Source organism: Pseudomonas sp. LG1D9 (assembly GCF_002949995.1).
Taxonomy (GTDB): Bacteria; Pseudomonadota; Gammaproteobacteria; order Pseudomonadales; family Pseudomonadaceae; genus Aquipseudomonas; species Aquipseudomonas proteolytica.
The window spans coordinates 883,622-901,877 of sequence record NZ_CP026881.1 but is presented as its reverse complement, the minus strand read 5'-3'; the positions used below and the strand labels follow the sequence as shown (position 1 = coordinate 901,877).

The following is an 18,256-nucleotide window of genomic DNA, read 5'->3' as shown; positions in this document are numbered from 1 at the left end:
GACCATGACACACGTAGCGCAAATCAAGATCGCCGCCACCTACATGCGGGGCGGCACCAGCAAGGGCGTGTTTTTCAATCTCAAGGACCTGCCCGAATCGGCTCAGGTCCCGGGCGCGGCCCGCGATGCCTTGCTGTTGCGGGTGATCGGCAGCCCCGACCCCTATGACAAGCAGATCGACGGCATGGGCGGTGCCACGTCGAGCACCAGCAAGACGGTGATCCTCGCCAAAAGCACCCGCGCCGATCATGACGTGGACTACTTGTTTGGCCAGGTGTCTATCGACAAGCCCTTTGTTGATTGGAGCGGCAACTGCGGCAACCTGTCGGCGGCGGTCGGTTCGTTCGCCATCAGCGCCGGGCTGGTTGACCCCAGCCGCGTGCCCCATAACGGCGTAGCCGTGGTGCGGGTCTGGCAGGCGAATATCGGCAAGACCATCATCGCCCATGTGCCCATCACCGACGGTGCGGTGCAGGAAACCGGCGACTTCGAGCTGGATGGCGTGACCTTCCCGGCTGCCGAAGTGCAACTGGAATTCCTCGACCCGGCAGCGGAAGAAGAGGGCGGCGGTGGTTCGATGTTCCCCACCGGCAACCTGATCGACGACCTGGAAGTGCCGGGCGTCGGCACGTTCAAGGCGACGCTGATCAACGCGGGGATCCCGACGATTTTTATCAACGCCGAAGATCTCGGCTACACCGGCACCGAGCTGCAAGGCGCGATCAATGGCGATCCCAAAGCCCTGGCCATGTTCGAGACCGTGCGTGCCCATGGCGCGTTGCGCATGGACCTGATCAAACACCTGGACGAAGCCGCCCAGCGCCAGCACACGCCGAAGGTGGCGTTCGTGGCCAAGCCTGCGGATTACCTGGCCTCCAGCGGCAAGGCGATCAAGGCAGGGGATGTGGACCTGCTGGTGCGGGCGTTATCCATGGGCAAGCTGCATCACGCGATGATGGGCACGGCGGCGGTGGCGATTGGCACGGCGGCGGCGATTTCCGGAACCCTGGTCAACCTGGCGGCCGGCGGCGTGGAGCGTAATGCGGTGCGGTTCGGGCATCCGTCCGGCACCCTGCGTGTGGGCGCCGAAGCCAGCCAGGTCAACGGCGAATGGGTGGTGAAGAAAGCCATCATGAGCCGCAGTGCGCGCGTATTGATGGAAGGCTTCGTGCGCGTTCCCGGCGACGCGTTCTAAACCTTGCACCGGCCCCAATGTGGGAGCGGGCTTGCCCGCGATTGCGGTATTTCAGTCAGCATCTGTACTGACTGATCCACCGCTTTCGCGGGCAAGCCCGCTCCCACACAAACCCGCTTCCACTGGGGATTATCGGTAGCTTCTGAATTTATGTACGAGAGCAGGCACTCAGACCTGCCACAAACAACCAACCCTGAGCCTGAGGAAGGAACACACCCAACCTATTTTGGAGTACTGCCATGAGCGCCAACGTCGACCAGAACAACCGCCCCGACTACGACCAGGTTTTGCAGGACATCGCCGATTACGTCCTCAACTACCGCGTTGATTCCCGGGACGCCCTGGACACCGCCCGCAACTGCCTGATGGACACCCTCGGCTGTGGCCTGCTGGCCCTGCGTTTCCCAGAGTGCGCCAAGCATCTGGGGCCGATTGTCGAAGGCACGGTGGTGCCCTTTGGTGCGCGGGTGCCGGGCACGTCCTATCGCCTGGATCCGGTCAAGGCGGCGTGGGACATCGGCTGTATCGTGCGTTGGCTCGATTACAACGACACCTGGCTCGCCGCTGAGTGGGGCCACCCTTCGGACAACCTCGGTGGCATCCTGGCCGTTGCCGATCACCTGTCGCAAAAGCGCGTGGCGCAGGGCGAGGCGCCGTTGACGGTGCGGGCTGTGCTGGAAGCGATGATCATGGCCCACGAAATCCAGGGGGTGATTGCCCTGGAAAACTCCTTCAACCGCGTCGGCCTTGACCATGTGCTGTTGGTCAAGATTGCGTCCACAGCGGTCTGTGCCAAGTTGATGGGCGCCAATCGCGAGCAACTGCTGGCGGCACTGTCCCAGGCATTTGTCGATGGGCAGGCCCTGCGCACTTACCGTCACGCGCCGAATGCCGGTTCGCGCAAGTCGTGGGCGGCGGGGGATGCGTCGAGCCGTGGCGTGCGTCTGGCGGATATCGCCATGCGTGGCGAAATGGGCATCCCGGGTGTGCTGAGCGCGCCGCAGTGGGGGTTCTACGACGTACTGTTCAGCCATACCAACAAGGATCTGGCCCTCAAGCCTGAGGACAAGCGCGCATTCAGCCTGCCCCAGCCCTATGGCACTTATGTGATGGAAAACGTGCTGTTCAAGATCAGCTTCCCTGCGGAGTTCCACGCCCAGACCGCGTGTGAAGCGGCCGTCACCTTGCACCCGCAGGTCAAGCAGCGCCTGCATGAAATCGAGCGGATCGTGATCACCACCCACGAGTCGGCCATTCGTATCATCTCCAAGGTCGGCCAACTGGCCAATGCGGCTGACCGCGACCATTGCCTGCAATACATGACGGCCGTGCCCCTGGCGTTTGGCAACCTGGTGGCCGAGCAGTACGAAGATGAGTTCCATGCCGCGCACCCGATCATCGATCAATTGCGCGAGAAGATGGTCATCGTCGAAGACCCGCGCTACAGCCGCGAATACCTGGAGGCCGACAAGCGTTCCATTGCCAACGCGGTGCAGGTGTTCTTCACGGATGGCTCAAGCACCGAGCAGGTTGCGGTGGAATACCCGATTGGCCATCGTCGGCGCCGGGCGGATGGCATTCCTTTGCTGGAAGACAAGTTCAAGGCCAACCTGGCGACACGCTTCACCGCGCAGCGTAGCGCCGAGATTTTTACACTGTGCAAGGATCAGGCACGGCTTGAAGCAACGCCGGTGAACCGGTTTGTAGATCTGTTCGTCATCTGACACGCGAGGCCCCCGACCCCTGTAGGAACTGGCTTGCCTGCGATAGCATCACCGCGATGCGATTGCGATACCGAGGTGCTCATATCGCAGGCAAGCCAGCGCCTACAGGTGGCCGGTTCAGGTTTCAAAGCGCAGGATCACCCGACGGTTGTGCTTGCTCTTCTTCTCGATTTTCTCGCAGAACACCCGGCCGATTTCCTCGGTGTTGACCACATGGGTGCCGCCACACGGCTGGATATCGATGCCGGCAATCTCGATGACCCGCACCGCTCCCTGGACCACCGGTGGCGCGACGGCCTGGGTGCGGGTGATCTGCAGCAGGGTGGAATACTCGGAGGCCGGCATCGACAGCGACTTGACCGCATGGGCCTGTTCGATCAGGGCATTCAGGTCGCGGGTGATGTGCTCCTTGTCCAGGGTCATTTCCGGCAGGTCGAAGTCCAGGCGGCCTTTGTCGGCGCTGATGCTGCAACCGGTCACCGGTGCGTCGACGATTGCGCACAGCAGATGCAGGCAGGTATGCATCTTCATGTGCTGGTAGCGCCGCTCCCAGTCCAGGCCGGCGTCTACCTGCACGCCTGCTCGCAATGATTCGGGGCAATGCTCCACTTGATGCCAGATGATCGAGCGCAGCACGGGGTCGCGCACCGTCCCGGTCACTTTGACCTGGCTTGCGTCGGGCAGGGTGAAGTAGCCGGTGTCGCCCGGCTGGCCGCCTCCGGTGGGATAGAACAGGGTGTGTTCCAGGGCGACGCCCTGTTCGCTGACGGCGATCACGCGGGCGCTGAAGGCATTCTGGTAAGGCGCGCTGTCGAACAGCGCCAGGGTTTCCATGGTGTGTACGGACATGTTCAACCTCCAACGATCAGTGGGCTGGTTTGCAGCAGGCGCCGCACCATTGCGCTTAGCCCGGGTGGGGAAAGCAGGGTGACCTCGAACTTCGGCCCACACACTTTCAGGTTCAGGGGCAGGCGCGGTGAGCAAGTGGGTGTCTGCAGCGTGCGCAGGCGAAATTGCAGGTGATGACGTTCCTTGACCGTTGGCTCCAGCACCAGGCTGGACAGCGGATGGAAGTCGGCATCCAGCACCGTGACCCGGTGGCTGGTGCTGACTTCGCCGACCACATGCAGGCGCTCGTCGAGGGCAAACGCCCCGAGGTAATTGCTGGCATCTGATTCGTCGTTCTTTTGCAGTTGGATCTGGTTGACCACCTTGACCTTGGTGCCTGCAGGCACGTCCTGGGTGATGACGCAGGAAGGGCTGATAAACACGTCGTCGCCGATCAGCACATACCCGAGCACCCTCGCGCCCGAGCCGACTTCGACGTTGTTGCCCAGGCGTGGGTGGCGCTTGCCGTCGGGGTTGTTGGCGATGCCCCGGGCGCCCAGGGTCACGCCGCACAGGATGTAGCAGTCATTGCCGATCTCGCAGGTTTCGCCGATCACCGTGCCAAAGCCATGATCCAGTACAAAGCGCCGGCCAATGCGGGCTGCCGGGTGGATTTCGGCCCCGGACAGGATCTTGCCCTGGTTGCTCAAAGTCAGCGCAATGGCGCAGAACTGGCCGTGGGGCTGGTCGGGAAGGTTCCACACCCGATGCGCCAAGCGGTAGTACAGCACGGCCTTGAACGAGGCGTAGGACTCCAGGATCAATTCGCCCCGGCCCCTGGACGCCGGGTCGCGCCAGGCATAGGCGATCAGGTCCTCGGCCACTTCCTGCGCCGCTGGCTGGATCAATGCCGCCAAGTGTGGCTGCAGTTGTGAGATCTGTGCCGGCGAGAGGGTCTTGATGAGGTGCGTCAGCAACTCATCGTGCAACTGTTGCATGTCGATAAAGCCTCCCATGGAAGGCACCCCCGCAATTGTCGTTATTCGAAACAGGGCAGATAGCTGTCGGCGCTGTCGTACACCATGGTCAGGACGACGGTGTCGGTGGGCAGTTCCGGGGCAAGCCTGGCGATGGCCACCATGTTGGCGGCGGACGACAGCCCCAGGCTGATGGCATCGGTACGCATGATGCGCTTCATCATTTCCAGGCAATCGAGGCGCGAAACCTTGAGCATGCCGTCCAGTACATTCAGGTTGAGAATGCTCGGGATCAGGCCGATGGACAGGCCCTGGATATGGTGCGGCGCATGACGGTCGCTGAGCAGGTCGCACTCCTCGGGCTCGACACCCATCACGCGGATCTGCGGCCAGGTGGCCTTGAGGGTTTCACCGATACCGGTGATATGGCCCCCGGTGCCGATGCCGCTGACGAAGTAGTCGACCTGGCGCTGGCCAAAGGCGCGGATGATTTCCGGGGCGGTGGTGTCGCGATGGGTCTGGGGGTTGGCGCCGTTGCGCTGCTGGTTGAGCATGACGAAGCTGGGGTTTTCCAACTGCAGTTCCATGCACTTTTCGCCATGGGAGTTGTTGCCCAGGCGGCTGTCCGAGAGCACCACCTTGGCCCCATACAGGCGCAGCAGTTTTTGCTTTTCGGGGCTGTAGTTATCGGGAATCACCAGCACCACCTTGTAGCCCAGCACATTGCCGGCCATGACCAGGCCGATGCCGGTGTTGCCGCCGCTGGGTTCGATGATGGTCTGCCCCGAGTCGCGAATCAGGACGCCCCGGCGCTCGGCGTCGAGGATCATCCCCAGGGCGATCCGCGCCTTGTGGCTGCCGCCCGGATTCAGGGATTCAAGTTTGGCGAAGACCTCGATGCCGAGGTCTTCGGAGAATTGTTCCAGGCGCACGATGGGCGTTTGGCCAATGGCGTCGAGTATGGAGTTATGCAGCATCAGATAAGTCCCCCAAGGCCTGTGATCAGTACAAAGGCATGTCGGGTTCGACGTCGCGCACCCAGTGTTTCATACCGCCTTGCAGCACCCGGGTGTTGGCAAAGCCCGCAGCCAGCAGGGTGCTGGCGGCTTGCTCGGCGCGGCTGCCGGCATAGCAGATCAGGTAATGGGTGTTTGCACGGCTCAGGCTGTCGAGTTGCGCGTCGAGCTGGGCCAGGGGGATGTGCAGCACGCCCGGTAGTTGGCATACCTCCAGCTCGCTGGCGTCGCGCACATCCAGCAGGATATCGGCGCTGCTGCGCTGCTCCAGCAACTGCTTGAGCACCTGGGGCTTGATGTAGTGCTCTGCGGCCAGGCTGGGCGCGCGGAGGGTATCGGCACACACGGCTGCTGCGGGTTGGTGTTCTTCACGCAGTTCGGAGCAGCACGGGCAGTCGGCGCGGCGCTTGAAACGGATTTCGCTGAACTTCATGGCCAGGGCATCAAAGCGCATCAACCGTCCGGACAAGGAGTCACCCAGGCCGATCAACAACTTGATTGCTTCGGTGGCCTGGATCATCCCGACCACGCCGGGCAGTACGCCGATGACCCCGCCGGCGCTGCAATTGGGCGCCAGTTCCGCAGGTGGCGCGTGGGGGTACAGGCAGCGGTAGCAGGGCCCGCCTTGATAATTGAACACGCTGATCTGGCCGTCGAAACGGTAGATCGCGCCATACACCAGCGGCTTGCCCAGCTGTACGCAGGCGTCGTTGACCAGGTAGCGGGTCTCGAAGTTGTCGGTGCCGTCGATCACCAGGTCGTAGGCACCGACCAGTTCCAGGGCATTGTCGGCGTTCAGTGCGGTGTCGTAGGTGTTGATTTTGATATGCGCGTTGAGGTCCTGCAGCCGGCGCTTGGCGGACTCGACCTTGGGCAGGCCCAGGGTGCTGTTGCCGTGCACGACCTGGCGTTGCAGGTTGCTGCTTTCCACCACGTCGAAGTCCACCAGCCCCAGGGTGCCAATGCCGGCGGCGGCCAGGTACAGGCTGATGGGCGAGCCCAGGCCACCAGTGCCGATGATCAGCACCTTGGCCTTCTTCAGGTTCAGTTGCCCTTCGCGGCCTACGCCGGGCAGGGTGATATGGCGCACATAGCGCTGCACTTCCTCGTTGCTCAACGACTCGATGTCCATGCCGCCGGAGGTGGCCAGCAGCACTTCGATTCTGGCCTCTGCGGGCAGTGGCTCGTCGGGGCCGATCAGTTCTTCCCCTGCGGTGAACAGGAAATGCTCCTTGAGCTGGCCGTTGTTTTCGTGGAACAGGTGCGCCCGCAGTTGGGGGTGGCGGGTGCAGGTGTCTTCAATGACTTCGCGCAATGTCGATCCGGCACCCTCGAGGGTCGATTCTGGCAACTTGGCCACCCGGACCAGGATGTCGGGGAAAGAGACAGCGTTCATGTACAACTCCGTTTGCAGGTCGTTGAAGGGGTTGAGGGCGAAGTGTGTGCCATCCCAGGCAAACAGCTTCGACCCAAGGGCCTTGCCCTGGCGGACATCCACCACCAGGTAGCTGACGGGGTAGATCGGTTCGCCCATGTACAGGGCCTTGTCCTGATCCTCGTCACTGAAGTACGCACCGACATCCGGGTGGGAGTGGTAGATCACCACCACCGGGTTATCCGTGCGAAAGGCCTTGTTCATCAGCAGCGTGTCGGTCACCGAGAAGGTGTAGCCGTTGGCCGCGCTGCGGGGGTAGGCCTCGGGGTTCTTGCGATGCAGCTCGTTCTGGATATTGCTGCCCAGGTAGACGCTGCCGTCTGCAAAGACAAAGCCGCAGCACTCTTCGGGGTAGGTGCTGCTGGCGTGGGCGTAGATCTGTTCCAGGGCGGTTTGGCGGAGGACGTCCATGTTTCTCTCGCGTGGTGGGGAAAGGGTCAATTGGCTTTTGCCAGCAACTTTTCGATCGGCAACTTGGTGATGGCAAAGCCGGCCAGCAGGATCGCCGAGTACAGCATCAGGTCCCGGGACAACTCCAGGCCTTCGTACCAGGCGCCGATGATTACGGCGAACACCGGGAAAATAATGAAGACGAACGACAGGATGATCGGGCTCAGACGCTTGAGTAGCATGAAATACACGATAAACCCGCCGACCGAGGCCACCAGGCCCAGGTAGAACAGGGCGCTCCAGGACCGCAGGGTGATGGCCTCGAAGGTCGGCGATTCAAACCACAGCCCGGCGACAAACAGCATCAGCCCGGCAATCCCGATGGGCAGAGTGTTGTAGGTGATCACGCTGATGGCGCTGCCTTTTTGCTTGGTAATGACATAGCACAAGGCATGCAGGATTGCGGCGGTCAGAATTGCCAGTACGCCGAAGAATTCGGCGTGGTCAAGGTGCAGTCCCTGGCTGCGGATGATCATGTACAGGCTGCCGAAGCCGATGCCGATACCGACGACCTGGGAAAAGTAGATGCGTTCGCGCAGGAACAGTGCCGAGAAGATCAGGATGAACACTGGCATGCAGCTGAACAGCAGCGCGGTGAGCCCGGATGAGACGTGCATCTCGCCGTAGTTGAGCAGGTAGTAAGGCACGCTGAAGTAGCAAAGGGTCACGAACACAAAGAACCAGCGGCTTTCCCGGGGGAACAGGATCGGCTCGCGACGCAGAAAGGCAAAGCACAGGAACAGTGGGAAGGCGATCAAAAAGCGCAACCCCGCCGACGTCAGCGGCGGCACGCTTTCCACCGCGATCTTGATCCCTAGCCAGGTGGTGCCCCAGCTCAGGCAGACAATCAGGAACATCACACTGGTGATCAGGCCAGCCAGCCATTGTTTGGGGGATTTGGTTTTTTCGGTATTTTCGAGAACGGCGGACATTGGCATCGTTTATTGCTTCCCTGAGCCGGAATTGAACTCTATATTGAACTTGTAATTAGAGGTTTCACCCGGTGATTGAACCCGTAAAAGCACACTATTAGGGCGAATGATGGCTGTCAAAACAAATATTGACATGGTGTCAATTATGCGAGAGGGGCTGTCCAGCGGGCAGGGCGTGAAGTACAAACGCCTGTCCGACGTCATGGAACGGGGCATCCTCGAAGGTCTGATTGAGCCTGGGCGCAAACTGCCGCCTCACCGGGTGCTTTCTGACAATCTTGGGGTGACCATCGGCACTATCAGCCGCGCCTACGGCGAACTGGAACGCCTGGGCCTAGTGGTGGCGCGAGTGGGTGACGGAACGTTCGTACGCAAGCGTGGGATGGAGCGCCAGCGTGACGAAGGCTTTCGCAATGTCAGCGAGGAGCCGCGCCAGTACTTCGATATGAGCCGCAATATGCATATCCCGGGGCAGGAGACCACGTTCCTGGCCCAGGGCTTTGAAACCCTGGCCAAGAATGCCAAGTTCCTGCAGGACATCAGCGCCTACACCCCGGACGCCGGCCTGCCACGCTACCGCGCGGCCGGGGCGCAATGGTTGGTGCAGCGTGACTTTCATCCGATTCCAGAGCAGGTCATCTGTGTCAACGGCGGCCAGCACGGGCTGCTGTGCGCGTTGATGGCGTTGGTGCGTGCGGGCGACACGGTAGTCACCGAGCAATTGACCTATCCGGGCCTGATTACCGCCGCGCGGATGCTCGGCATCCGCTTGATCGGTCTGGAAATGGATGAGGAAGGCGTGTTGCCGGGAGCTCTGGAGGAGGTCTGTCGCAATCACCGGGTATCGGCCTTGTACTGCACGCCGACCATCCAGAATCCGACGACCGCGGTGTTGTCGGTGGCCCGCCGTGAGGCGCTGGTGAAGGTCTGTCGTGAGCACAATCTGCTGATCTTGGAGGACGAGGCGCATGGGGTGTTGGTGGCAGATCGCCCGCCGCCCCTGAGCCATTTTGCCCCGGAGCGCACGATTCTGATCAGCAGCCTGAGCAAGGCCGTGTCGGCGGGCTTGCGGGTGGGGTATGTGCATGCACCGCCCGCGCTGGTCAGCCGTATTTCTGCGGCTCTGCGTTCAACCTGCTGGATGGCCACACCAGTGACCTTGGAACTGGCCACGCAGTGGATTGAAAACGGCACGGCAGAGTACCTGTTGCATCAGCAGATCAATGAAATCAGCCGGCGCAAAGCGTTGGTCGCAGGCCTGCTGGCCGGCCTGGAATACCGGACGCACCCCAACAGCCCGCATTTCTGGATTGAAGTCCCTGAGCCTTGGCGAGCGTCGGAAATCGAGGCGGAACTCAAGCAGAATAATTACCTGATCGCCACGGCCGAAGCCTTTGCCGTGGGGCAGACGGCGGTACCGCAGTTTATCCGGGCGAGCATTTGCAATACGTCGGGGGATGATCAATTGCTGAAGGCGGGATTTGACGCGCTGGCCACGGCGCTGGGGCAGGGTGGGGACCGGTTTCACCTGTGAACCCAGTTGTGGCGCACGGGCTAATGTGGCAAATGGGCTCGCCACATTAGCGGCTACGGGTTATTTGAAGCGCCGCTCAACACCCTTTTCTACAAGGATTTTCGCCGAAATCTCTTCCACCGAAAAATGCGTGGAGTTGATGTGCGCAATGTTTTCCCGGCGGAACAGGTTTTCCACTTCCCGCACTTCGAATTCGCACTGGGCATAGCTCGAATAGCGGCTGTTGGGCTTGCGTTCGTTACGGATGGCCGTGAGTCGGTCCGGGTCGATGGTCAGGCCGAAGAGCTTGTGCTGATGTTTGCGCAGCACCGCCGGCAGTTGCAGGCGTTCCATGTCGTCCTCGGTCAGCGGGTAGTTGGCCGCGCGGATGCCAAACTGCATGGCCATGTACAGGCAGGTCGGGGTCTTGCCGCAGCGCGACACGCCGACCAGGATCAGGTCGGCCTTGTCGTAGTAGTGGGTGCGGGCGCCGTCGTCGTTGTCCAGGGCGAAGTTCACCGCCTCGATCCGCTCCATATAGTTGGAATTGTGGCCAATGGAATGGGACTTGCCCACGGAGTATGAGGAATGCTCACTGAGCTCCTGTTCCAGGGGCGCAAGGAAGGTCGAGAAGATGTCGATCATGAAACCATTGGAAGTCGCGAGGATCTCACGGATGTCCTGGTTGACGATGGTGTCGAAAATGATCGGGCGTACACCGTCTTTTTCGGCGGCCAGATTGATTTGTTGTACCATGGCCCGCGCTTTATCCACGTTATCGATATAAGGCCGGGTGAATTTGGCGAAGGTAATGCTTTCGAACTGCGCCAGCAGGCTCTGACCCAGGGTTTCGGCGGTAATGCCGGTGCCATCGGAGATAAAGAAAGCAGATCGTTTCATTTGAGCCTTGGGCCTTAAGCTGATGACGAATCTTGGATATGATAGGCGCGATTTTGCCGTCCCACAGTGGGCCGCATTCTCACTTATTTTCCAGGTCCAGGCCACAAACGCCGGTAAATGCTCCTATTGAGCCCCCGGCGCCCTGAGCTTTTCCAACACAGTTAGTGGAGAGATCACCTTGGTAGAGTACGTAGTTTCCCTCGATAAGCTCGGCGTCCATGATGTAGAGCATGTGGGGGGCAAGAACGCATCCCTCGGCGAGATGATCAGTAATCTTGCGGGCGCCGGTGTCTCAGTGCCCGGTGGTTTCGCCACCACGGCCCAGGCATATCGCGACTTCCTCGAACTGAGTGGTCTCAACGACCAGATCCACGCTGCCCTGGACGCGTTGGACGTCGATGATGTCAACGCTCTGGCCAAGACCGGCGCGCAGATCCGCCAGTGGATCATGGAAGCCGAGTTCCCCGAGAAGCTCAACGCAGAAATCCGCACCGCCTTCGCCACCCTGTCGGCGGGCAACCCGGACATGGCTGTCGCCGTGCGTTCCTCGGCCACCGCCGAAGATTTGCCCGACGCCTCTTTCGCCGGCCAGCAGGAAACCTTCCTGAACATCCGTGGCGTAGAAAACGTCATCCGCGCAGCGAAGGAAGTGTTCGCCTCGCTGTTCAACGACCGCGCCATTTCCTACCGCGTGCATCAGGGGTTTGACCACAAGCTGGTTGCCCTGTCTGCCGGTGTGCAGCGCATGGTGCGTTCGGAAACCGGTACCGCCGGTGTGATGTTCACCCTGGATACCGAATCGGGCTTCCGTGACGTGGTGTTTATCACCGGCGCCTACGGCCTGGGCGAAACCGTCGTACAAGGCGCGGTCAACCCGGACGAGTTCTACGTGCACAAGCACACCCTTGAGGCCGGTCGCCCGGCGATCCTGCGCCGCAACCTGGGCAGCAAGGCTATCAAGATGATCTACGGCGACGAGGCCAAGGCCGGTCGCTCGGTGAAAACCGTTGATGTCGACAAGGCCGAGCGTGCGCGCTTCTGCCTCAGCGATGCCGAAGTCAGTGAATTGGCCAAGCAGGCGATGATCATCGAGAAGCACTACAAGTGCCCGATGGACATCGAGTGGGCCAAGGACGGCGATGACGGCAAGCTGTACATCGTCCAGGCACGTCCGGAAACCGTTAAAAGCCGCACCTCGGCCAATGTCATGGAACGCTACCTGTTGAAAGAAACCGGCACCGTGCTGGTGGAAGGCCGTGCCATCGGCCAGCGCATCGGCGCTGGCAAGGTGCGGATCATCAAGGACGTGTCCGAGATGGACAAGGTCCAGCCGGGTGACGTGCTGGTCTCCGACATGACCGACCCGGATTGGGAACCCGTGATGAAGCGCGCCAGCGCCATCGTCACCAACCGTGGCGGGCGTACCTGCCACGCGGCGATCATTGCCCGTGAACTGGGGATCCCGGCAGTAGTCGGTTGCGGCAACGCGACCCAACTGCTCAAGGATGGCCAGGGCGTCACCGTATCCTGCGCCGAAGGCGATACCGGCTTCATCTTTGAAGGTGAACTGGGCTTCGACATCAAGCAAAACTCCATCGATGCCATGCCCGACCTGCCGTTCAAGATCATGATGAACGTCGGCAACCCTGACCGCGCCTTCGACTTCGCGCAGTTGCCGAACGCCGGGGTGGGCCTGGCCCGCCTGGAGTTCATCATCAACCGCATGATCGGCGTGCACCCCAAGGCCCTGTTGAACTACGACGGCCTGCCGGTGGAAATCAAGGACAGCGTCGACAAGCGCATCGCCGGCTACAACGACCCTGTTGGTTTCTACGTCGAGAAGCTGGTGGAAGGCATCAGCACCCTGGCGGCGGCCTTCTGGCCGAAGAAAGTCATCGTGCGCCTGTCGGACTTCAAGTCCAACGAATACGCGAACCTGATCGGCGGCAAGCTTTACGAGCCGGAAGAAGAAAACCCGATGCTGGGTTTCCGTGGCGCCTCGCGCTACATCAGCGAAGCGTTCCGTGACTGCTTCGAGCTCGAATGCCGCGCCCTCAAGCGTGTGCGCAACGAGATGGGCCTGACCAACGTCGAGATCATGGTGCCCTTCGTGCGCACCTTGGGCGAAGCGAGCCAGGTGGTCGACCTGCTGGCTGAGAACGGTCTGACCCGTGGCGAAAACGGCCTGCGCGTGATCATGATGTGCGAGCTGCCGTCCAACGCCATCCTCGCCGAGGAGTTCCTGGAGTTCTTCGATGGCTTCTCCATCGGTTCCAATGACCTGACCCAACTGACCCTGGGCCTGGATCGCGACTCCGGGATCATCGCCCACCTGTTTGACGAGCGTAACCCTGCGGTCAAGAAACTGTTGGCCAACGCCATCCAGGCCTGCAACAAGGCTGGCAAGTACATCGGTATCTGTGGCCAAGGCCCTTCCGATCACCCGGACCTGGCCAAATGGCTGATGGAACAGGGCATCGAAAGTGTCTCGCTGAACCCCGATTCCGTGCTGGAAACCTGGTTCTTCCTGGCTGAAGGCCAAGCCTCGGCGTAATTGCCATCTGCCGGTCGGCCTATATGGCTGGCCGGCATTTCTCATTCTGTACAGGGCGGAACTCCTTCCGGACGCCGCCCTTTTTTGTGCAAGAACATTATGCAAAGCAGCAGCAACCTGTTTCCCGTCGCCTTGATCAGCGCTGAGCGTCGTGGCGATCTGAGTGAAGATGTCTACCGTCTCAAGCCTGGCAACAGCCCCGACAGCACCGTAGAACTGGCGGTGACACGCCTGGGGCTGGCCGATGTCGCGCAAAGTCGTGGCGTACCGGTGGTGTTGGTACATGGCAGCTTTTCCAATCGCCGTTTCTGGTATTCGCCCAAAGGGATTGGCCTGGGGGCGTATCTGGCGCGCCAGGGCTTTGATGTATGGATCCCGGAAATGCGTGGCCACGGGCTTTCCCGACGTAACCAGGACTACGCCAAGAATCGCGTCGCCGACTATGCTCGTTACGATTTACCGGCCATCGCCGCTTTTGTGCGTGAGCAAAGTGCGCAGATCCCGCACTGGATCGGTCACTCGTTGGGCGGCACGACCCTGGCGGCAGCGCTGGGTGGCCAGTATCTGGGGGCGCCGGCCGTGGCGTCGGTGGCGCTGTTTGGCTGCCAGGTCAGTCGCACTTACTGGCCGTTGAAAATTCCGCCGGTGGAGTGGGGTGGGCGCTTGATCTTGAAGCGCTTTGCCCAGCTTTCCGGTTCGCGACTCAAGCGTGGCCCGGAAGACGAGCCCATCGGCCTGGCCCTGGAAAGCATGCGCTGGCACGGCCTGTTCGGGCGTTTTGGCGATGCCGAGCGCGACTGGTGGAAAGGCCTGGCCGAGGTCGATATACCGCTGCTGGCAGTGAGTGCCGCTGGCGATCATCAAGACCCGGACTGGGCCTGCCGCAAGCTGTTTGACCAAGTGGGCAGCGAGCACCGCCAATACCTGTGCCTGGGGCGCAAGCAAGGGTTCAGCGGTGATTTCGGGCATGTCGAGATGCTGGTGAGTAAAGCGGCGCAGGCCGAAGTATGGCCGTTGGTGCAGCGTTGGCTGAAAGATCCCCTGACACCTTTGGCGGGTGCACAGGTGCAGGTGCCGGCGGCTGTCTGAAGAAAGGCTCTAAAGAGGGCGTTTCGCTTGAGATAGCTTGCGGCTAAGATATGACGCACCGGGCTATTCTGGTCATATTCAGTCGCGCAGTGGCTATTGCGTTACAGCCTGGCGGGTCTGATCATTGTCGCCCTTGCAGCGGCAAGTCTTAAAGAATGCCGGTTGCGATGCGTTTTCTTGATGTAGCTGTGGATGTTCGACACCTTCTTTCACCGACAGGAGTTTTTCGATGAACCATTACGTTACCCCCGACCTGTGTGACGCCTACCCGGACCTGGTACAGGTGCTGGAGCCGATGTTCGCCAACTTTGGGGGGCGGGACTCCTTCGGTGGCCAGATCGTGACCGTCAAGTGCTTTGAGGACAACTCCAGGGTCAAGGAGCAGGCCGAACTCGATGGCACCGGCAAAGTGCTGGTGGTCGACGGTGGTGGTTCATTGCGCTGCGCCTTGCTGGGCGACATGATCGCCGATCGAGCCGCAAAGAACGGCTGGGAAGGCTTGGTGATCTACGGCTGTGTGCGTGATGTGGACGTGCTCGCCCAGACCGACCTGGGCGTGCAGGCCTTGGCCAGCCACCCGAAAAAGAGCCATCGCCAAGGCGTGGGCGACCTGGGCGGGGCCGTGACATTTGCGGGCGTGACATTCCGTCCCGGTGAATATGTCTATGCCGATAACAATGGCGTGATTGTTTCGCCCAGCCCGTTGAAAATGCCTGAATAACTGCAATAGCCGACAGGGGTGAGGATGTTCGAGGAAGAAAACGCGCAGTGGGGGCTGGTACACGCCCTCGTACTGGACGGTAAAGGCGGTGCGCGTTCGATTGCCCGGACTGAGCTTGACGACCTGCAAATGCAGCCCCAGGAAAGCCTGTGGCTGCATTGGGATCGCAGTCATCCCCAGACCCAGACGTGGTTGCGCAAATCCAGTGGCCTGAGCGAGTTCGCCTGTGACCTGCTGCTGGAGGAGAACACCCGGCCACGTTTGCTGCCGCTACCGGACGACGAGTTGCTGCTGTTTCTGCGTGGAATCAACCTCAATCCGGGGGCGGAGCCGGAAGACATGGTGTCGGTGCGTATCTTTGCTGCGGCTGACCGGGTCATTTCCCTGCGTCTGCGGCCCTTGCGCGCTACCGATGAGTTGCTGGTGCAGTTGGCGGATGGAAAAGGCCCCAGGACTGCTTCCGAGCTGATCCTGTACATGGCGCAGTACCTGACCAATAAAGTGCAGGATTTGGTCAGCGACTTGTCTGAAATCGTCGATATCGAAGAAGAAAAACTGGATACCGACGAACGGTATACCCCGGAGCATGGCAGCGTCCTGCAGATCCGTCGGCGGGCCGCCGCGCTCAAGCGCTTCCTGGCACCCCAGCGCGATATTTTCGCGCAACTGACACGCATAAAACTGCCCTGGTTCGTCGATGACGATGCTGACTATTGGAATGAATTGAATAACAGCCTGACCCGTTACCTGGAAGAGCTGGAATTGAGCCGGGAGCGCGTGGGGCTGGTGCTGGAGGCCGAGGATCGGCGTTTGAGCGTGCGCATGAACCGCACGATGTACCGCTTCGGGATCATCACCGGGATCTTTTTGCCGATGAGTTTCCTGACCGGCTTGCTGGGGATCAACGTAGGGGGGATTCCGTTTTCCGAGAGCCCCTATGGCTTCGCGATTGCCTGCTTGTTGATGGTCTCGGTGGCCCTTGGGCAGTGGTGGCTGTTTCGACGTTTACGCTGGGTTTGACCTGAACGTGACCTGAACGGCAGGAGAGGTCATGTGACCAGACGAATTTTGCCCTCGTCTTTTAAATCACTTGCGAGAGGTCCCTATGCACGATCCGTTTGAACAGTCTTTGCGTGACATGCTTAACGCTTCGCCGTCCAACCGTGACGACGATGCTTGCCTGGGGCGCGTACTGAAAACCGCCAACCGCCAGGTGGGCGCGGGCGACCTGTTTGGTCTGCTCGGCCGCTGGGTGCCGGCACTGATGATGGCGCTGAACAATGGTTCGGCCCACGTATCGCCTGTTTCTCGTCGTAAACCTATTGCTCGCACTGCTGATAAGGCTGATTGAATATGGAACTTGATCTCTGGACGCAGAGTCTGGTCACTGCAATGACTGCGTTGTGGACCAAGGTGGCGAATTTCATTCCCAACCTGTTTGGTGCGCTGGTGCTGGTGCTGCTGGGTTTTGTCGTGGCCAAGCTGCTCGACACCCTGCTCTCCAAATTGCTCGCCAAGCTGGGCCTCGATCGTTTGATGGCCGGCACCGGATTGACCAAGTTGCTGGGGCGCGCCGGGCTGCAAGTGCCGATCTCGACACTGATCGGCAAGATCGTCTACTGGTTTGTTTTGCTGATTTTTCTGGTTTCTGCGGCGCAATCCCTTGGACTTGAGCGAGTTTCAGCTACGCTCGACATGCTGGCGCTGTATTTGCCGAAAGTATTCGGCGGCGCGCTGGTGTTGCTGGTCGGCGTTCTGCTGGCGCAACTGGCCAATGGCCTGGTGCGCGGCGCCGCTGAAGGCGTAGGCCTGGACTATGCAGGTGGCCTGGGGCGAATTGCCCAAGGGCTGGTGATCATCATCAGTATTTCGGTGGCGATCAGCCAGTTGGAGGTCAAGACTGACCTGCTCAACCATGTGATTGTGATCGTTTTGATTACCGTTGGTCTGGCCGTTGCGCTGGCCATGGGTTTGGGAAGCCGGGGAATTGCCGGGCAGATTCTTGCGGGAATCTATGTGCGTGAGTTGTATCAGGTGGGGCAAAGCGTGCGTGTTGGCGAGGTCGAAGGGCAGATTGAAGAGATCGGCACGGTGAAAACCACCCTGCTGACCGATGATGGCGAATTAGTGTCGCTGTCCAATCGGGTTCTGCTGGAACAGCAGGTCAGTAGCCGCTAACCCGGCAAACCCTGCTAATGTACGCCGCCGCGATCCTGGCTATCCAGGATGTGGCGGACATTGACCTGACTGTCGGCACGACTTGTTTTGAATAAAGCCCAAACGCTGTCCACGCGCTATGACCCCCGTGAGCTCTCTGATGAGGAGTTGGTCGCGCGCTCGCACACGGAGCTGTTTCACGTAACACGCGCGTACGAAGAATTGATGCGCAGGTATCAACGCACTCTGTTCAACGTTTGTTCAAGATATTTAGGGAACGATCGTGATGCGGATGATGTCTGTCAGGAAGTGATGCTCAAGGTGTTGTATGGCCTGAAGAACTTCGAGGGTAAATCGAAGTTCAAAACCTGGCTCTACAGCATCACGTACAACGAGTGCATCACGCAGTATCGTAAGGAACGGCGAAAGCGTCGCTTGATGGACGCATTGAGTCTGGACCCCCTTGAGGAAGCGTCTGAAGAAAAGGCGCCGGCACCCGAGGAGAAGGGCGGACTTGATCGCTGGCTGGTGCATGTGAACCCGATTGACCGGGAAATTCTGGTGCTACGATTTGTCGCAGAACTGGAATTTCAGGAAATCGCTGACATTATGCATATGGGTTTGAGTGCTACAAAAATGCGTTACAAACGTGCTCTTGATAAATTACGTGAGAAATTTGCGGACAGTACTGAAACTTAGTTCGGTGCAAATATCTCTTACGTGTAGGCAAGTTCTGTTAGACTTGTCGCCGAGTTGTCCCCCGGT

At 60.3% G+C, this 18,256-nt stretch carries 16 protein-coding genes; 10 read left to right on the top strand and 6 right to left on the bottom strand.

Annotation, left to right across the window (positions count from 1 at the left end; all coding sequences use genetic code 11):
- Positions 1 to 4 precede the first annotated feature (4 nt).
- Together prpF and prpD are read left to right on the top strand one after the other, a co-directional pair.
- A complete protein-coding gene (gene prpF / locus C5F71_RS04360) occupies positions 5 to 1,195 on the top strand; it encodes a 2-methylaconitate cis-trans isomerase PrpF (protein ID WP_104912594.1) in 1,191 nt (396 codons plus the stop codon).
- Positions 1,196 to 1,434: 239 nt separating this feature from the next.
- The gene (gene prpD, locus C5F71_RS04350) at positions 1,435 to 2,919 is read left to right on the top strand and encodes a 2-methylcitrate dehydratase (protein ID WP_104910715.1); all 1,485 of its coding nucleotides are present in this window, start codon (positions 1,435 to 1,437) and stop codon (positions 2,917 to 2,919) included.
- A gap of 117 nt (positions 2,920 to 3,036) precedes the next feature.
- On the opposite strand, the gene C5F71_RS04345 is transcribed toward prpD, so the two are convergent.
- From C5F71_RS04345 to C5F71_RS04325, 5 genes are read right to left on the bottom strand one after another with little or no spacing between them, the layout of a single operon-like run.
- Entirely contained in the window at positions 3,037 to 3,768 is a 732-nt protein-coding gene (locus tag C5F71_RS04345) for an alanyl-tRNA editing protein (protein WP_104910714.1), read from the bottom strand.
- A gap of 2 nt (positions 3,769 to 3,770) precedes the next feature.
- Positions 3,771 to 4,763: a serine O-acetyltransferase gene (locus C5F71_RS04340; protein ID WP_104910713.1), complete on the bottom strand. Its 993-nt coding sequence runs from the start codon at positions 4,761 to 4,763 to the stop codon at positions 3,771 to 3,773.
- Between the two features lie 23 nt (positions 4,764 to 4,786).
- Entirely contained in the window at positions 4,787 to 5,701 is a 915-nt protein-coding gene (locus tag C5F71_RS04335) for a PLP-dependent cysteine synthase family protein (RefSeq protein WP_029298292.1), read from the bottom strand.
- 25 nt (positions 5,702 to 5,726) lie between these two features.
- Complete coding sequence (gene moeB / locus C5F71_RS04330; protein ID WP_104910712.1) at positions 5,727 to 7,586, bottom strand: molybdopterin-synthase adenylyltransferase MoeB; 1,860 nt, start codon at positions 7,584 to 7,586, stop codon at positions 5,727 to 5,729.
- 26 nt (positions 7,587 to 7,612) lie between these two features.
- Positions 7,613 to 8,506: a DMT family transporter gene (locus C5F71_RS04325; protein WP_166647876.1), complete on the bottom strand. Its 894-nt coding sequence runs from the start codon at positions 8,504 to 8,506 to the stop codon at positions 7,613 to 7,615.
- A gap of 160 nt (positions 8,507 to 8,666) precedes the next feature.
- On the opposite strand from C5F71_RS04325, the gene C5F71_RS04320 reads away from it, so the two are divergent.
- On the top strand, positions 8,667 to 10,091 hold the full coding sequence (locus C5F71_RS04320; RefSeq protein ID WP_070995177.1) for a PLP-dependent aminotransferase family protein: 1,425 nt from the start codon (positions 8,667 to 8,669) through the stop codon (positions 10,089 to 10,091).
- A 60-nt stretch (positions 10,092 to 10,151) separates the two neighbouring features.
- On the opposite strand, the gene C5F71_RS04315 is transcribed toward C5F71_RS04320, so the two are convergent.
- Entirely contained in the window at positions 10,152 to 10,970 is an 819-nt protein-coding gene (locus C5F71_RS04315) for a pyruvate, water dikinase regulatory protein (RefSeq protein WP_029298286.1), read from the bottom strand.
- A 178-nt stretch (positions 10,971 to 11,148) separates the two neighbouring features.
- On the opposite strand from C5F71_RS04315, the gene ppsA reads away from it, so the two are divergent.
- The 7 genes from ppsA (at position 11,149) to sigX (ending at position 18,190) form a co-directional block, all read left to right on the top strand.
- On the top strand, positions 11,149 to 13,524 hold the full coding sequence (gene ppsA, locus C5F71_RS04310; protein ID WP_029298284.1) for a phosphoenolpyruvate synthase: 2,376 nt from the start codon (positions 11,149 to 11,151) through the stop codon (positions 13,522 to 13,524).
- Between the two features lie 99 nt (positions 13,525 to 13,623).
- Positions 13,624 to 14,613 carry an alpha/beta fold hydrolase gene (locus tag C5F71_RS04305; protein WP_029298282.1) on the top strand — a complete coding sequence of 330 codons (990 nt, stop codon included), beginning with the start codon at positions 13,624 to 13,626 and terminating at the stop codon, positions 14,611 to 14,613.
- 229 nt (positions 14,614 to 14,842) lie between these two features.
- Complete coding sequence (gene rraA, locus C5F71_RS04300) at positions 14,843 to 15,334, top strand: ribonuclease E activity regulator RraA (protein ID WP_029298280.1); 492 nt, start codon at positions 14,843 to 14,845, stop codon at positions 15,332 to 15,334.
- A gap of 24 nt (positions 15,335 to 15,358) precedes the next feature.
- The gene (locus C5F71_RS04295; protein WP_029298277.1) at positions 15,359 to 16,354 is read left to right on the top strand and encodes a zinc transporter ZntB; all 996 of its coding nucleotides are present in this window, start codon (positions 15,359 to 15,361) and stop codon (positions 16,352 to 16,354) included.
- Positions 16,355 to 16,439: 85 nt separating this feature from the next.
- The gene (locus C5F71_RS04290) at positions 16,440 to 16,685 is read left to right on the top strand and encodes a hypothetical protein (RefSeq protein WP_038442312.1); all 246 of its coding nucleotides are present in this window, start codon (positions 16,440 to 16,442) and stop codon (positions 16,683 to 16,685) included.
- A 2-nt stretch (positions 16,686 to 16,687) separates the two neighbouring features.
- Positions 16,688 to 17,512, top strand: coding sequence for a mechanosensitive ion channel domain-containing protein (locus C5F71_RS04285; protein WP_029298273.1), 825 nt, complete (start codon positions 16,688 to 16,690; stop codon positions 17,510 to 17,512).
- A gap of 87 nt (positions 17,513 to 17,599) precedes the next feature.
- The gene (sigX, locus tag C5F71_RS04280; RefSeq protein WP_029298270.1) at positions 17,600 to 18,190 is read left to right on the top strand and encodes an RNA polymerase sigma factor SigX; all 591 of its coding nucleotides are present in this window, start codon (positions 17,600 to 17,602) and stop codon (positions 18,188 to 18,190) included.
- Positions 18,191 to 18,256 lie beyond the last annotated feature (66 nt).

Bases quoted from the DNA above. Each gene is read 5' to 3' on its own strand.
- prpF (WP_104912594.1), top strand. From the start codon at position 5: ATGACACACGTAGCGCAAATCAAGATCGCCGCCACCTACATGCGGGGC.
- prpD (WP_104910715.1), top strand. From the start codon at position 1,435: ATGAGCGCCAACGTCGACCAGAACAACCGCCCCGACTACGACCAGGTT.
- C5F71_RS04345 (WP_104910714.1), bottom strand. From the start codon at position 3,768: ATGTCCGTACACACCATGGAAACCCTGGCGCTGTTCGACAGCGCGCCT.
- C5F71_RS04340 (WP_104910713.1), bottom strand. From the start codon at position 4,763: ATGGGAGGCTTTATCGACATGCAACAGTTGCACGATGAGTTGCTGACG.
- C5F71_RS04335 (WP_029298292.1), bottom strand. From the start codon at position 5,701: ATGCTGCATAACTCCATACTCGACGCCATTGGCCAAACGCCCATCGTG.
- moeB (WP_104910712.1), bottom strand. From the start codon at position 7,586: ATGGACGTCCTCCGCCAAACCGCCCTGGAACAGATCTACGCCCACGCC.
- C5F71_RS04320 (WP_070995177.1), top strand. From the start codon at position 8,667: ATGGCTGTCAAAACAAATATTGACATGGTGTCAATTATGCGAGAGGGG.
- C5F71_RS04315 (WP_029298286.1), bottom strand. From the start codon at position 10,970: ATGAAACGATCTGCTTTCTTTATCTCCGATGGCACCGGCATTACCGCC.
- C5F71_RS04305 (WP_029298282.1), top strand. From the start codon at position 13,624: ATGCAAAGCAGCAGCAACCTGTTTCCCGTCGCCTTGATCAGCGCTGAG.
- rraA (WP_029298280.1), top strand. From the start codon at position 14,843: ATGAACCATTACGTTACCCCCGACCTGTGTGACGCCTACCCGGACCTG.
- C5F71_RS04295 (WP_029298277.1), top strand. From the start codon at position 15,359: ATGTTCGAGGAAGAAAACGCGCAGTGGGGGCTGGTACACGCCCTCGTA.
- C5F71_RS04290 (WP_038442312.1), top strand. From the start codon at position 16,440: ATGCACGATCCGTTTGAACAGTCTTTGCGTGACATGCTTAACGCTTCG.
- C5F71_RS04285 (WP_029298273.1), top strand. From the start codon at position 16,688: ATGGAACTTGATCTCTGGACGCAGAGTCTGGTCACTGCAATGACTGCG.